Consider the following 13,601-nt stretch of genomic DNA (forward strand, 5'->3'; position numbering starts at 1 on the left):
CTCAAACCAAACAGTCTCCGGAAAACCGGGGCGATTCACCTCCTTAGGTTTATTGAGAGACTATGAATCGGTTTTGCCAGCAATGACAAGCTGAACAATAGCGCACTGAACAAAACGATGGTTGTTCCAGAGGCTACATTAAAAACATAGCTGAGATACATACCGATTACACCGGTTATGGAACCTATCAGGGTTGAATAAATGATCATTTTGCTAAAGCTGTCTGTGAGCATTCTTGCCGTCATAGCGGGTGCGATCAGTGTGGCGGCTACCATGGTGACGCCGATTACGTTAAGGGATGCGATGACGGAAAAGGTTAGCAGAAGAGAAAATAAAAACTGTACCGACTCGGTTTTGATGCCAAACACGCGTGCAGCTTCATTATCAAATGTAGAAAAGAGGAGTGCTCTATACGAAAAAAACATGGTGACCAGTGTGATGGTTGTTACCAATCCAATAACCATCAAGTCATGATCAGTGATTCCAAGAATATTGCCAAATAAGGCGGCCTCAAAGTTCTGCTTAAAGTTGCGCAATTTACTAACAATCGCGACGCCCAAAGCAAACATAGCCGTTGTTACAATACCGATTGCGGCATCTAATTTGATCTTGTTGTTTTGTGTGATTTTGTTGATGGCCAATACGGCTAACAAACCCATGGCAAAAGCGCCGGCATAAAAATTCAGATTTAGCGTAAAGCCCACCACGGCGCCACCAATCGCGGCATGAGATAATCCATGCCCGACATAACTCATGCCACGTAGCACGACATATACGCCAATCATGCCACCGGATGCACCGACTAACAAAGCAGCCAGCAAGGCGCGACGAAAGAACTCGTACTCGAGTGGCTCGAGGAGAAATTCCATTAGTGCTTTTCATCCCTAAAATGAAGGGGAGTACTGTTGGCGATTAACAGGTGTCCTTCGTACTTAACGATCACAATGTCGCCGCCATACGTTTGAGTTAGGATTTCATTGGTAAAAATATCATGCGGCTGACCTTGTGCGACAACACCTCGATTAAAGCAAATAACCCAAGGTAGATGGGAAGCCACGGCATTCAGATCGTGCGTGGTCAATAGAATGGTCATGCCTTCTCGATTGAGGTCGCTCAATAAATGCAATACTTCATGCTGGGTTTTGATATCGACGCCTGAGGTGGGTTCATCCAAAATCAGAAGCTTAGGGTTGCTGATTAATGCACGCGCAAGAAACACACGTTGTCGTTGACCACCCGATATATCGATAATATGCTGTTGCAAGCAACCCTCAACACCCAACCGATGAGCAAGATCGTGAACATTTTTACGCTCTTCTTTGCTGAGCCAAGGCAAAATGCGCCCATTGGTGTACAGTCCCATCGCAATGACTTCTTCGACAGTAACCGGAAAATTCCAATCGACGCTGCCAAGTTGTGGCACATAACCGACAGTGCCTGGCTTCACCTGGCTTATTGGATTATTGTGCAACTGTATCTTTCCAGAAATCACCGGATGAATGCCTAGAATGATTTTAAGCAGTGTAGTTTTGCCACAGGCTGTGGGACCCACAATACCAGCAAACTGACCCGCAGCAATATCCAATGACAAATCAGAAAATACCACATTCTGTTCATAGCCGGCCACGACATTGCTCAATTGGACGGCAGCGCTGAGCTGCACATTAAAAAGTGATGTTGCTTGCATCAATATTGGCCATGCAGATTGAATTGCCTCCCAGTGCTTTGGTCATGATAACCATGTTGTTCATCATCATGCCAATGAAAGAGTTATTAGGTGGAGCAGGTAGTTCATCATCTGAAAGCTGATCAATAAATTTGACATTTGCCTCGCGTGCGATTTGTTCCATCACTTTACTAGAAAAAACTTCTGAACCAAATATTGCGGGCACAGCAGTCTTTCTGATCTGCTTAACGATACTAATGACTTCTTGCGGACCAGGCTCGGAAAAATCCGAGGGTTGTATGGCGGCGATCACGGTCATGCCATAGCGGGGTGCAAAATATGCAAAAGAATCATGATAGGTGACTAACTTGCGGTTATTCTGAGGAATCGTTTCGATACATTTGAATATTGCTTGATCCAATTTCTGCAGCTTGGCGAGATAAATGGTGGTGTTTTCCAGATAGCTTTTTTTATTGATGGGATCAAGCGCGATAAGACTTTCTTTGATTATCTCCACATACCGCATGACTAATTCGATATTCAGCCATAAATGCGGATTGGGATGCCCGTGTTCGCGCGGGAAACTAAAATCATATTGCCAATCGTCTTCTTTCAATGCGTGGTTTCCCAATTGCAGAATGCGAGTCTTAGGTTTTTTTACCTTCTCTGCGAGTATTAATGTGGGCAATTCGAGATCCAAGCCATTAACGATAATCAAATCAGCCGATTGTAATATTTTTATATCCGAAGGGATGGGTTCAAATGTGTGAGAATCCGTTCCATCCGGAACAATGCCCGTAACACTGGTGTGAATCCCTCCAATATTTTGCACCATATTCGTAATCGGAGAAACGGTTGTTACGATTTTAAGTTTCTCATTCGCATCGGATGCGAGAAGTGAACCCTGAAAGAAAAGCGTTAATAAACACAATAATAACCTTATCGCAATGTGGTTATCAGTTAATCTCCCCATATCAATCCCCTCCCCCTTGATTTATCTCAATGTTGTGCACACAAAAAAAACCTATTATCATACATCCCGATTTAAATTTCATACAACTTTTAAGAAAGAAAAAATGTGCTTTTAGAGGGCAATAAACGTGACAATAATAACAATACTCGCCAAATCATTACAGCACTCATCAACAATTACATTGTTCTTGCACTAACAGCACTGCCATCAATTGCCAATGCGGCTGGTGTGCCGACACTGAATGAAATTAAGGTTCGAGCCAATACGAAGGAATTGATCGGCACTGCAAGTTCCGCCAATGAAGGTACTGTCCTTAAAGAGCAGCTTAATGCACGCACCGTTTACCGACCCGGAGAATTGCTTGAAACTGTGCCGGGACTCATCGTTACGCAGCATAGTGGAGAAGGTAAGGCCAATCAATATTTTCTACGTGGCTTTAATCTCGATCATGGCACGGATTTACGGATTACTGTCGATGGCATGCTGGTCAATCAGCGCTCGCATGGACATGGGCAGGGCTGGGCTGATACCAATTTCCTCATTCCGGAGTTAATGAGCAACCTGCAGTACCAAAAAGGCCCTTACTATGCCAGTCAAGGTGATTTTTCCTCAGCGGGTGCGGTCAGTATGAACTACCTTGACAAATTGCCAAAAGGCATTGTCACCTGGGGTATAGGACAACAAGGGTTCATGCGCGGCTTGGTAGCCAAATCGCACGAAGTGGGACGTGGAAATTTTTTATATGCATTAGAGCTATTGACAAAAGATGGCCCCTGGGTCAAGCATGAAGATTTCAAAAAATTTAATGCGGTATTGCGTTACAGTCAGGATACCGGCCCGACTAAATTCAATATTACAGCGATGGGGTATGGCGGAAACTGGAATTCAACCGACCAGATTCCGCAAAGAGCCGTCGCAAGCGGTTTAATTCCTCGGCTGGGTGCCATTGACCCGAGTGATGGCGGCGAATCGCACCGCTTTAGTCTCTCCAGTGCCTTGCAGCACACGGGACGTTTCGGTGCCACTCATTTCAACGTGTATACGCTGCATAATAACCTGGCATTATTTTCGAATTTCACCTACTTCCTGGATGATCCTGTGAATGGAGATCAGTTTTCCCAGGTCGATAAACGCTTTCAGTCCGCGATGAATCTAAGCCATCTTTGGGTAAACAAGATTGCTGGATTTGATGTGGAAAATAAGGTGGGCGTTCAGTTTCAAAACGATGTCATAGACAATGGGCTATTAAGTACAAAAGAGCGCCAAACTTTATCGACTACCCGCAAGGATCATATTAATCAGAATAGCGTCGGAATCTTTTATCAGAACAGCATACAGTGGCTGGAGAAATTTCGCAGTGTGGCGGGCGTGCGGTCTGATTATTATTGGTTCAATGTTCAGAGCAACCTCAATGCCAACTCTGGAAATCGTTACGATAGTATGACCAATCCCAAGTTAAGCCTGATTTTTGGACCCTGGGCTCAAACCGAATTTTATTTTAATTACGGCAGCGGATTTCATAGCAATGATGCTCGCGGCACCACTTCCACCATCGATCCGAAATCAGGCGACCCGATTAACAATGTCAATCCCCTGGTGCGTTCAACCGGTTATGAAGTTGGCGTTCGCAGTGCCATCATCCCAGGTTTACAGGCTTCCTTCGCAGCATTTCGACTCGATCTGGATTCGGAATTGTTGTTTGTGGGCGATGCCGGAACAACAGAAGCCAGCCGCCCGAGTAAACGTGAAGGATTTGAAGCGTCGCTGTTTTATATGCCAACCCATTGGCTAACAGTCGATGTCGATTATGCTTTGGCACGTGCACGTTTCACAGGCTCCGATCCGAGTGGTAATCATATTCCGGGAGCGATTCAAGGGGTAGGAAAGTTAGCAGTTTCAGTTGACAACATTGGTCCACTTTTTGGCAGCATGCAGTGGCGCTATTTCGGTAAGCGCCCGCTGACCGAGGATGGCAGCGTGCAATCCAATCATATCGTCACGCTGAATGGTCAGATCGGTTACAAGATCAGCAAAAATGTGCGCGCGATGATACAAGGATTTAATCTGTTGAACACGCACGCGCACACGATTGATTACTACTATACTTCCAGACTTCCTGGCGAACCTGCTGCTGGTGTGAATGACGTGCATTTTCATCCGATCGAAACGAGCTCAGTACGGGTTAATCTGGTCGCAAATTTTTAACGGCTATCGTAAATTCTCTTGTGTTTTATTGTTTGCCACCAGGCAGATTTATGTTTAATATTTAAATAATTGATCTTTAGCGATCATTTTCCAGGAGTTTTTATGGAACGATTTACGATTTCAATGGATGATGAGTTGTTTGCACAATTCGATAAGGTTGCACATGCGTGTGGTTATAATAACCGTTCGGAAGCCATTCGTGATCTTATTCGCGAATACCTTGAAACTTCCCGCCTGAAGAAGGACAACAAGGGTTATTGCATGGCTACGCTGAGTTATGTTTATAATCACCATGAAAGAGATTTGGTCAGCCAGGTAACCTCGGCGCATCACCACCACCATGATTTGACCTTATCGAGCATGCATGTCCATTTGGATCATGACAATTGTCTGGAAGTCGTTATTTTGCGAGGCACCATTCAGGATGTCAGGCTTTTTGCCAACCAAGTGATCGCTACCAATGGCGTGCGGCATGGCAAATTAAATATAGTGCCGATTGAACTTTTACAAGAGTTGCATGCGCACTCTACAGTACCACACACGCACAGCAGCCCGTTGACTTAATATTGTTTAATTGGAAATAAAAAAATCCCCGCTTAAGCGGGGATTTTTTTTAGAACATTATTAATTTTAGTTCGTATTGTCCCAATACTTGGACTTGCTGGCGGCAAACAGGAACATCCACATGACCAAAACAAAAGGAAACGTCAGCGTCGGTAATCCAATTGGTGCAAGGAAATTAGCCAAACCTGCTTGACAGATAACAGTCAAAATACCTGCCAGTAAAGCCAGAATTGCAGTACCGTTGGACGGTTTTAGAAAAACCCATCCGACTGCCATCATAGTCAGAACCGGGTTGAATGCATAGAGTCCCATCTCAATCAACGTTTTATCTGCACCGAGTAAAACTGGCACGGCAACTCCAACGATGGCACCAAATAATGCCATCAATGCGCCACGCAGCGACGTGATTGCAATACCAACGAGGAATAGAATGCCGACGATGACGCTATCAGCAAACATGACTTCGCCAATCCCTTTGGTGACGGCTGTGTACCAGGTGACAGCAGCATCTTGAGTCAAAGTGGCGAACTCTGTTGTGACCACTGAGGCTGCAGCTATATCGGCAGGAATTCCTGGTGCCGGCAGTACCGGGCCGCGTGAAAATACATCAAAAGAATACACCGCTACCATAAACATCCAGCATGTAAGAACAAACGGAGAAGTAGAGGCCGGAATTTTATAAGGTTGTAGAATTCGTATCAGCGCTGCCAACACGACGGATGACAATATTGATGCGAGTACCACATATAACCAGAGTATGGGGGTGTTTTCGAGGAACAGGAACAAACAAGGGCCTACCAGTGTGCCGTTAAATCCATACAATCCTGCGTCGATGTCATCTTCCGAGAACCCCAGTAAATAAGCAGCAACGGTACTGCTGATGACACCAACTGTAGCAGCAAGCCCTGCAGTGACTCCGCCAACATATAAGGCTATTAAAAAAATAAGGCCTGTAACTGCGTTACAACAGAAAAACACTTGTCCTACGCCACGAAGAATGACTCGCAGAGGCTTGGGTATCGCTTTGTCAATTGATAATGACCAATCCATGGTGATTAGCTCCTAAAGTTTGTGTGGAAAAAATAGCTAAAATAACTAGAACAACACTATAACAATTCGGATTCGAATTATTAATTCATATTTCGTAAAACATTCATCAGCTTACCTGCTGCTTGACTTCTTCCAACAATCCTTGTCTTACAATGAAATCTACAACTTGATCGACGCCCTCACCCGTATGCATATTGGTAAATACGAAAGGTCGATCACCGCGCATTTTTTTGGCATCTCGTGCCATGACTTCCAAGCTTGCGCCTACGTAAGGAGCAAGATCTATTTTGTTGATCACCAATAATGCCGAACGAGTTATGCCGGGACCGCCTTTGCGAGGTATCTTTTCACCGGCAGCAACATCTATCACATAAATAGTTAAGTCCGACAGCTCAGGACTGAATGTTGAAGCTAAGTTATCGCCTCCAGATTCAACCAGAATAAGATCAAGATTAGGAAAATCAGCCGTCATGCGTGCAATCGCTTCGAGATTGATGGAAGCATCTTCCCTGATTGCGGTGTGTGGGCATCCTCCAGTTTCTACACCCATCAGTCGCTCAGGAGGCAACGCATTGGCGCGTAAAAGAATCTCCATATCTTCTTTGGTATAGATGTCATTTGTGATCACAGCCATCTCATAGCGATCGCGCATTCTTTTACTCAGAGCTTCGCATAAAGCTGTTTTCCCCGATCCGACTGGACCACCAATTCCAACTCGCAGAGGATTTGATTGTTTGTTCACGTTAATGTCCTCAAAATTATGATCGATAAATTCTACTGTATTGTGTTTCATGCTGTATTGACAGCAATGACAAACCAGGCGCCCAATTAGATAATTCATTATCATCGAGTCGTTGTGCGCGTAGTGACACTGCTTCAATTTCAGGATGCAAGGAAAGTAGCAGGCTTTGCCCAGAAACCTGACCGAGCGGAACTGATTTAACACAAACCAATACTTGATTCTCAACCAAAGAAAACAGCATTCCCAGCAACGCTGCTTCATGCGGCACGGCAAGCGCTACTGCAGCACAAGCAAAGGCAGTGGGCAATGGTATTTCTGATTGGCTGTTCAATATCGCCTGCAACGAATCGTCTGCAATTCTTAGATCAGTGATCAGCTTGCCTAAGGAGTATCCCATTTGGATCGTTTCTGCTCTAAATTCAGCTGTATCGCGAGCTGCAATAAAGCACTCGGTCCAATAATTGACAGCTGCAATATCACGTTCAGAAAAACCCTTAAGCAAGCGCCACAGTATCGGCGCTTCAAAGTCTGCGACGATACTTAGAGATTCGGCAATCCATTTTCGTGCCGTGCTTTCATTATGGATTGTTCCTTTCTCAATCGCTGATTCCAAGCCTTGCGAATAAGTGTATGCACCGATTGGTAGCGATGGGCTTGCGAGCTGCAGCAAGCGAAGCAGTAACGTGGATTGCAAGATTATTCCTTTGTATCGGAAGGCCGATGAATCTTCTGTCTTGTGGGTATTGGAGCTAGCGGGCCGTGGGCATGATAATGACCATCTCCATGATGATGATGTGTTCCGCTTCCATACGCGCCAGATTCTGGTTCAAATTGAGCATTCTCTTCTGTAACCTCAGCGCCCAATCCTTCCAACATTTGTTTCAATACAGTATCTTGATGAATGCGCAAAAAGCCTTCACCAATTTGTGTTTGTGTATGACGATTGCCCAAATGAAAAGCACAACGCAGTAAATCATGGGATGTACGGCAGGTGATTCGGTAAGTTGGCTCGTCGGCTGCGATAATCTGCACCACACGCCCATCGTCGCTTTTGAGCAAATCGTTATTGCGTAATGTCGTGCCTCGTAGGGAAAAAATAGCCACCTCCTCACCGGACGCAAGTGTTGTTCTCAGCCGACTATTCTCACGCATCTCATAGGGCAAAATGAGTTGAGCAAAAACATGTTCAGCATGATCTATTTTAGTGTTCAGTGTAAGCATCTATTTCTTAAAATTAGTTATATTCCGGATGATCGTTATCACAGTATTGAATACTGTAATAACGATCCTGATCAATAGCGACCTTTTCCCTGAAATGAACTATTTTCCTAGAAAGAAAAGGTCTACTTTATTAACGCTATTACTAGAATAGAAAATACCGTTGTGCCATCGGCAATACATCTTCCGCGCCACATGTCAACAACTGGCCATCCGCGCGTACCTCATAGGTTTCCGGATCAACTTCCATCTTGGGTGTTGCGCTATTGTGAATCATGTCTTTCTTACGCAGATTGCGAGTATTTTTGACTGGAATAATGTGTTTGTCGAGCTTCAGTTGATCAATTAAATCAGCATTCAATGCTGCTTGCGAAGCGAATGTGAAGCACGATGTCTTAATTCCCCCACCATATCCACCAAACATATACCGATAATGTACCGGTTGAGGTGTTGGGATCGATGCATTGGGATCACCCATCAAAGATGCAGCAATCATTCCGCCTTTTAAAATCATGGATGGTTTTACACCGAAGAAAGCAGGTCTCCATAATACAAGATCTGCATACTTACCAACCTCTATGGATCCAAGCGCATGTGAGATACCATGTGTAATGGCCGGATTAATTGTGTATTTGGCAACATAACGCTTGACACGGAAATTGTCATTTCTTGAACTATCTTCTTGCAGAGTGCCGCGTTGTATCTTCATCTTATGCGCGGTTTGCCACGTGCGTAATACGACTTCACCAATACGTCCCATTGCTTGGGAGTCTGAGGACATCATCGAGATGGCACCCATGTCATGCAAAATATCTTCGGCTGCGATCGTTTCTTTGCGAATACGTGATTCTGCGAAAGCGAGATCTTCTGCAATATTGGCATGTAGATGATGACATACCATCAACATGTCTAAATGCTCATCAAGAGTGTTCACTGTATAGGGACGAGTTGGATTCGTCGATGATGGCAAAACATTATCTTGACCTACGACTGCGATAATATCCGGAGCATGCCCACCACCTGCGCCTTCTGTGTGGAAAGTATGAATAGTTCGATCTTTCATGGCAGCAATGGTGTTTTCCAAGTAGCCACCTTCATTAATGGTGTCAGTATGGATAGCAACCTGAACGTCATATTTATCTGCAATGTTCAAACAGTTATCGATTGCGGCGTAAGTCGTACCCCAGTCTTCATGGAGTTTTAGACCGCAAGCACCAGCAAAAACTTGTTCTTCAAGTGGAGTTGGTAAACTGGTATTACCTTTACCAAAAAAACCTGTATTCATCACAAGCCCGTCAGACGCTCTAAGCATCGAATGAATATGCCAAGGGCCCGGTGTACAAGTAGTTGCTGCTGTTCCCACTGCAGGTCCAGTACCGCCACCAAGCATGGTAGTAATACCATTCATCATGGCATCTTCAGCTTGTTGCGGAGAAATGAAGTGAATGTGAGTATCAACACCACCCGCAGTAACAATCGAATTTTCACCCGCGATGATTTCGGTGGCAGATCCAATAATCATCGTAACATTAGGTTGAATATCCGGATTCCCAGCTTTACCGATGCCAGCAATTTTGCCGCCCTTGATACCGATATCGGCTTTAACAATTCCCCAATGATCAATAATGATCGCATTAGTAATTACCGTGTCCATGACATCTGCATGATTATGCTGAGATTGTCCCATACCATCCCGAATCACTTTCCCGCCGCCAAACTTCACTTCTTCCCCGTAGGTGGTGAAATCTTTCTCAATCTCTATAAAAAGCTCTGTATCGGCTAGACGAACACGGTCGCCAGTTGTTGGGCCCATCATTTCAACATAGGTTTGACGGGAAATTTTTACGCTCATTTTGCTACTCCTGTAAAATTATTGCGATACAAACTATTTCAGTTTGCCCATCACTTTTTGATTGAATCCATAAACGATTCGATCGCCTGCTAGGTCAACCAGCTCAACGGTCCTTTCTTGTCCAGGTTCAAAGCGAATAGCCGTTCCTGCCATAATATTCAAACGCATACCATAGGCAGCTTCTCTATCAAATTTCATGGCAGAATTCACTTCATAAAAATGAAAGTGGGAACCAATTTGTATTGGACGATCTCCTCCATTGGAAGCAACTAAGGTTTTAGTATTTCTGCCGACATTTAATTCAATTTCACCAGATTCAGTAAACACTTCACCTGGAATCATTGGTACTCTCATGATGATCTCCTATTTAATGATTAAACTATCGGATTATGAACAGTCACCAGCTTGGTTCCATCTGGGAACGTTGCTTCGACTTGGATATCTGGAATCATTTCGGGGACACCTTCCATGACATCAGCGCGAGCCAATATTTTTTGTCCGCCTGCCATCAATTCGGCAACCGTTCGACCATCTCTGGCACCTTCCAATACCGCGCAAGTAATTAGTGCAACAGCTTCTGGGTAGTTGAGTCGTAGACCACGGGATCTACGTTTTTCAGCTAATAATCCAGCCGTAAATATCATTAGTTTGTCTTTCTCTCTAGGTGTTAAGTCCATAGTTCCTCTCCTGGTAAAATATTTACAACTTATAAAAATAACTGCAGCATCTGATATTTTTTAGAAAACTACCTTAAGTCAACAGCATAATTAATCAAGTACTCCACATACGTGGCACGATTGCAGCACTTCCAAGAATTTCTGGGCGAAACAAACCCCAGACATGCAATATGATTTGCCGAGCCACTTCGCTCGAATGGCCTAAATAACGAACTACAATGATTGATTTAAGCTGTGAGATACCCACCTGGCCTGCACCATTAGCAATTTTTTCTGCTTCTTCACGTGCCAAATCGATGAGTGGTTGGGGTAACATCTTCCCCGTCAAAATAAGCGAAGCGCAGACTGTGTTGCCCGATAATGTCAAAGAACCATTCATTGCGGAACTTTCACCTAGTAGGCAGATTTGCTCAAGCCAAATTAATTTATCATTGCGTCGAATACTGGTGCGCTGCTTGATTTGACCTTGATCGAACGTTTCTCCCGATGCTGTCCGGCCAAAACATAATATTTCACACCCTACATAAACAGCATCATCCTCAAGCATAACTTGATGATCGATATCTACATTGGCATGATTGTAAAAAATGGTTTCTTGTGGCATCCACTCGAGTGCCCCGCCTTTATTGACAACGATTCTGATCTTTTGATGCGAAGTGTGTCCATTGGCTTTATACCATTTGGTAGCTCCCGGTGTCGTAATCTGCGCATTCGCAGAAGCACCGACTTGTGCTGAAATTTCTAGTTGATCGCCACCGACGACTCCACCTGGCGGATGGATAATGACCACATGACAAACTTTTCGTCCCTCAGGGTAAAGCGGTTTTTGCACTAACAGAGGACCGAAATGATCCCGCTCGACAAGTCTAGTGGTTTCATCGATTGCAGCAAATTTGAGTGACAGCTTCGCTTGCAGTGGCTTGTACGCTGGATCAATCAACATTTCAGGCACTTGCAGACCGGGTTGTTTGGGATAGGTCAGGATAGTGGAACTCCGTTGCTGAACGGTTAACTCATCTTTTGGTGCGGACAGAGACATTTTCATAGTACCTTATCAGGAGTAATAATCTCTGAGTTATTAAATCTGCAACTGGAAAGAAATTCTGAAAATATCTTGCGTTGGACCCGATACTCCAGGCGCATAATTCAACCCTTTAGACAAGAGGTCGCCATGTTGATAGTAGGCTGAAACACGTGCATTAAAGCCATCAATAATATAATTCAAACCCGCTTCAATTTCTTCTCGGTTACTGCTTTTATTAGGCTGAACACTGGTAAATCTTCCATAAGGTTGAAAGTGCCCGATGCCAATTTTAGTTGGAAGCATGTAAAGACCGGTTACTGTCCACGACTTGCCATCAAACATACAAAAACAACCAGGATCAGCAAATGCGGCAGTCGAATAGTCAGCATAGAACTGTTTATACTCAGCATTTAAAGTAGTGACGCCCATATTTCTAGGCAATACCTTTTCAAATAGCAAATCACCTGTAGCACCGAAAAAATCGCTACGATTCGCAAACGATCCGGCACCATCCTTTTGATAAGACATACCAAATGCCAGCGCTAAAATATCTCCCGCTTTGCCATAATAGGTACTTGCAGTGTAATAGCCAGGATTTTTTTCCGGATTCAGAAAATTATAAGTGACGCGCGCAGCCGTTAGTACAGTGCCACTCTGATTAGGCCCCACGGTGCGCGACGATTCCAATCCGCGATAAACACCCATGGCATAACCCAGCGTTCCGGGAATGAAGCCCGGTTCTGCATTGCCCCAGAAAGTCACGCCATCGCTACGACCATAACGGCCTGCGCCTCCATTGCCGAAATGTGTACTAAAATCCTGAGAAAAGAACGGGGTTCTGAAAGCATCATGCGTCGCTTGGAAAAAAGGCCCGCTTAATTCTCCACGTTCTGTAGGTACTAGCATGCGCCCGCCCCAAATGTTGAGATAGCGGTTGTATTCGAATTTAGCAATGGCATCAAGGATGTTGTAAGACATCTTGGGATTATCGCCGGAGCTTGTATTATTACAGAAAAAACATTCGGTATTGACTTCAAATTTAAGGTATTGATTCAACTGTCCATTCAGATAAAGACGCGCATTATCGTTACTATAAGTGCCGTTATTTAAATTTCCGTTTGAATTTTCCATCCACGTCCCGGTTCCTCGGTAACCAGCTCCCAATTTAATCCATCTCGTCTCACTGGTTTGCACTTTGAGTTTGTCTGAGAGTGGTTGCATCGATACGTCCATCGCATTTGCTTGGAACGCAGACAAGAGAAAAACGATTAGGAGTGTGAGATATAAATTAGTAATCTTAATTTCTGCTTGTAAGCTGTTATTTCTTGTCTGCATGAAACTGCCCATCCTTTCCAGTATAAATTTATTAAATTGAATGACTGTGGAAAATAATCACTAACACGTAATTCTAAGGTTCGCCATTCTATAGCAAAAATCTATATAGGTAGGTCTGTAATATTTTTTCTATATTCCGTATGAAATTTGTTGTGATCAAACAAAATCGGACAGAGAAATCTGGATATGAAATCTCTCGATCTACTGGGCGCAGCGATAATATTTGGCTAACTATACGGCTTTGGCTTCTCAAGCCGCCTTCGAGTAGTTGCCACTCGATGATAAAGATACTACT

Annotated in this window: 14 protein-coding genes; 2 read left to right on the forward strand and 12 right to left on the reverse strand. The window is 44.2% G+C overall.

The features are described from left to right. Positions 1–35: 35 nt before the first annotated feature. From C8R34_RS04090 to C8R34_RS04100, 3 genes are read right to left on the reverse strand one after another with little or no spacing between them, the layout of a single operon-like run. Positions 36–869, reverse strand: a complete 834-nt coding sequence (locus tag C8R34_RS04090) for a metal ABC transporter permease (protein ID WP_110338123.1) — start codon at positions 867–869, stop codon at positions 36–38. Then, entirely contained in the window at positions 869–1,687 is an 819-nt protein-coding gene (locus C8R34_RS04095; protein ID WP_110338125.1) for a metal ABC transporter ATP-binding protein, read from the reverse strand. The genes C8R34_RS04090 and C8R34_RS04095 overlap by 1 nt, the downstream gene beginning before the upstream one ends. Next, on the reverse strand, positions 1,665–2,639 hold the full coding sequence (locus C8R34_RS04100) for a metal ABC transporter substrate-binding protein (protein ID WP_110338127.1): 975 nt from the start codon (positions 2,637–2,639) through the stop codon (positions 1,665–1,667). The genes C8R34_RS04095 and C8R34_RS04100 overlap by 23 nt, the downstream gene beginning before the upstream one ends. A gap of 105 nt (positions 2,640–2,744) precedes the next feature. On the opposite strand from C8R34_RS04100, the gene C8R34_RS04105 reads away from it, so the two are divergent. Both C8R34_RS04105 and nikR read left to right on the forward strand, forming a co-directional pair. Continuing rightward, positions 2,745–4,844 carry a TonB-dependent receptor gene (locus C8R34_RS04105; protein ID WP_258364348.1) on the forward strand — a complete coding sequence of 700 codons (2,100 nt, stop codon included), beginning with the start codon at positions 2,745–2,747 and terminating at the stop codon, positions 4,842–4,844. A 102-nt stretch (positions 4,845–4,946) separates the two neighbouring features. After that, positions 4,947–5,408, forward strand: coding sequence for a nickel-responsive transcriptional regulator NikR (gene nikR, locus C8R34_RS04110; RefSeq protein ID WP_110338129.1), 462 nt, complete (start codon positions 4,947–4,949; stop codon positions 5,406–5,408). A gap of 66 nt (positions 5,409–5,474) precedes the next feature. On the opposite strand, the gene yut is transcribed toward nikR, so the two are convergent. From yut to C8R34_RS04155, 9 genes are all read right to left on the reverse strand, one after another. Continuing rightward, positions 5,475–6,458 (reverse strand): urea transporter, encoded by a 984-nt coding sequence (gene yut, locus C8R34_RS04115; protein WP_110338131.1) that lies wholly within the window; start codon positions 6,456–6,458, stop codon positions 5,475–5,477. Positions 6,459–6,564: 106 nt separating this feature from the next. After that, positions 6,565–7,200: an urease accessory protein UreG gene (ureG, locus tag C8R34_RS04120; protein ID WP_110338289.1), complete on the reverse strand. Its 636-nt coding sequence runs from the start codon at positions 7,198–7,200 to the stop codon at positions 6,565–6,567. Between the two features lie 16 nt (positions 7,201–7,216). After that, positions 7,217–7,894: an urease accessory protein UreF gene (locus C8R34_RS04125; protein ID WP_110338133.1), complete on the reverse strand. Its 678-nt coding sequence runs from the start codon at positions 7,892–7,894 to the stop codon at positions 7,217–7,219. Between the two features lie 2 nt (positions 7,895–7,896). Then, a complete protein-coding gene (gene ureE / locus C8R34_RS04130; RefSeq protein WP_110338135.1) occupies positions 7,897–8,421 on the reverse strand; it encodes an urease accessory protein UreE in 525 nt (174 codons plus the stop codon). A gap of 142 nt (positions 8,422–8,563) precedes the next feature. Continuing rightward, on the reverse strand, positions 8,564–10,270 hold the full coding sequence (gene ureC, locus C8R34_RS04135; RefSeq protein ID WP_110338137.1) for an urease subunit alpha: 1,707 nt from the start codon (positions 10,268–10,270) through the stop codon (positions 8,564–8,566). Positions 10,271–10,303: 33 nt separating this feature from the next. Then, entirely contained in the window at positions 10,304–10,612 is a 309-nt protein-coding gene (locus tag C8R34_RS04140; protein ID WP_110338140.1) for an urease subunit beta, read from the reverse strand. A 32-nt stretch (positions 10,613–10,644) separates the two neighbouring features. Then, the gene (locus C8R34_RS04145; RefSeq protein WP_110338142.1) at positions 10,645–10,947 is read right to left on the reverse strand and encodes an urease subunit gamma; all 303 of its coding nucleotides are present in this window, start codon (positions 10,945–10,947) and stop codon (positions 10,645–10,647) included. Between the two features lie 94 nt (positions 10,948–11,041). Then, positions 11,042–11,986, reverse strand: coding sequence for an urease accessory protein UreD (locus C8R34_RS04150; RefSeq protein WP_110338291.1), 945 nt, complete (start codon positions 11,984–11,986; stop codon positions 11,042–11,044). Positions 11,987–12,025: 39 nt separating this feature from the next. After that, on the reverse strand, positions 12,026–13,306 hold the full coding sequence (locus C8R34_RS04155; RefSeq protein ID WP_258364349.1) for a hypothetical protein: 1,281 nt from the start codon (positions 13,304–13,306) through the stop codon (positions 12,026–12,028). Between the last annotated feature and the right edge of the window lie 295 nt (positions 13,307–13,601).

The sequence above is a fragment of the Nitrosomonas sp. Nm84 genome, assembly GCF_003201565.1.
Lineage (GTDB): Bacteria > Pseudomonadota > Gammaproteobacteria > Burkholderiales > Nitrosomonadaceae > Nitrosomonas.

What these genes read in the sequence shown, in the direction of transcription:
- C8R34_RS04090 (WP_110338123.1), bottom strand. Translation starts at nt 869, where the DNA reads ATGGAATTTCTCCTCGAGCCACTCGAGTACGAGTTCTTTCGTCGCGCC.
- C8R34_RS04095 (WP_110338125.1), bottom strand. Translation starts at nt 1,687, where the DNA reads ATGCAAGCAACATCACTTTTTAATGTGCAGCTCAGCGCTGCCGTCCAA.
- C8R34_RS04100 (WP_110338127.1), bottom strand. Translation starts at nt 2,639, where the DNA reads ATGGGGAGATTAACTGATAACCACATTGCGATAAGGTTATTATTGTGT.
- nikR (WP_110338129.1), top strand. Translation starts at nt 4,947, where the DNA reads ATGGAACGATTTACGATTTCAATGGATGATGAGTTGTTTGCACAATTC.
- yut (WP_110338131.1), bottom strand. Translation starts at nt 6,458, where the DNA reads ATGGATTGGTCATTATCAATTGACAAAGCGATACCCAAGCCTCTGCGA.
- ureE (WP_110338135.1), bottom strand. Translation starts at nt 8,421, where the DNA reads ATGCTTACACTGAACACTAAAATAGATCATGCTGAACATGTTTTTGCT.
- ureC (WP_110338137.1), bottom strand. Translation starts at nt 10,270, where the DNA reads ATGAGCGTAAAAATTTCCCGTCAAACCTATGTTGAAATGATGGGCCCA.
- C8R34_RS04140 (WP_110338140.1), bottom strand. Translation starts at nt 10,612, where the DNA reads ATGATTCCAGGTGAAGTGTTTACTGAATCTGGTGAAATTGAATTAAAT.
- C8R34_RS04145 (WP_110338142.1), bottom strand. Translation starts at nt 10,947, where the DNA reads ATGGACTTAACACCTAGAGAGAAAGACAAACTAATGATATTTACGGCT.
- C8R34_RS04150 (WP_110338291.1), bottom strand. Translation starts at nt 11,986, where the DNA reads ATGTCTCTGTCCGCACCAAAAGATGAGTTAACCGTTCAGCAACGGAGT.
- C8R34_RS04155 (WP_258364349.1), bottom strand. Translation starts at nt 13,306, where the DNA reads ATGCAGACAAGAAATAACAGCTTACAAGCAGAAATTAAGATTACTAAT.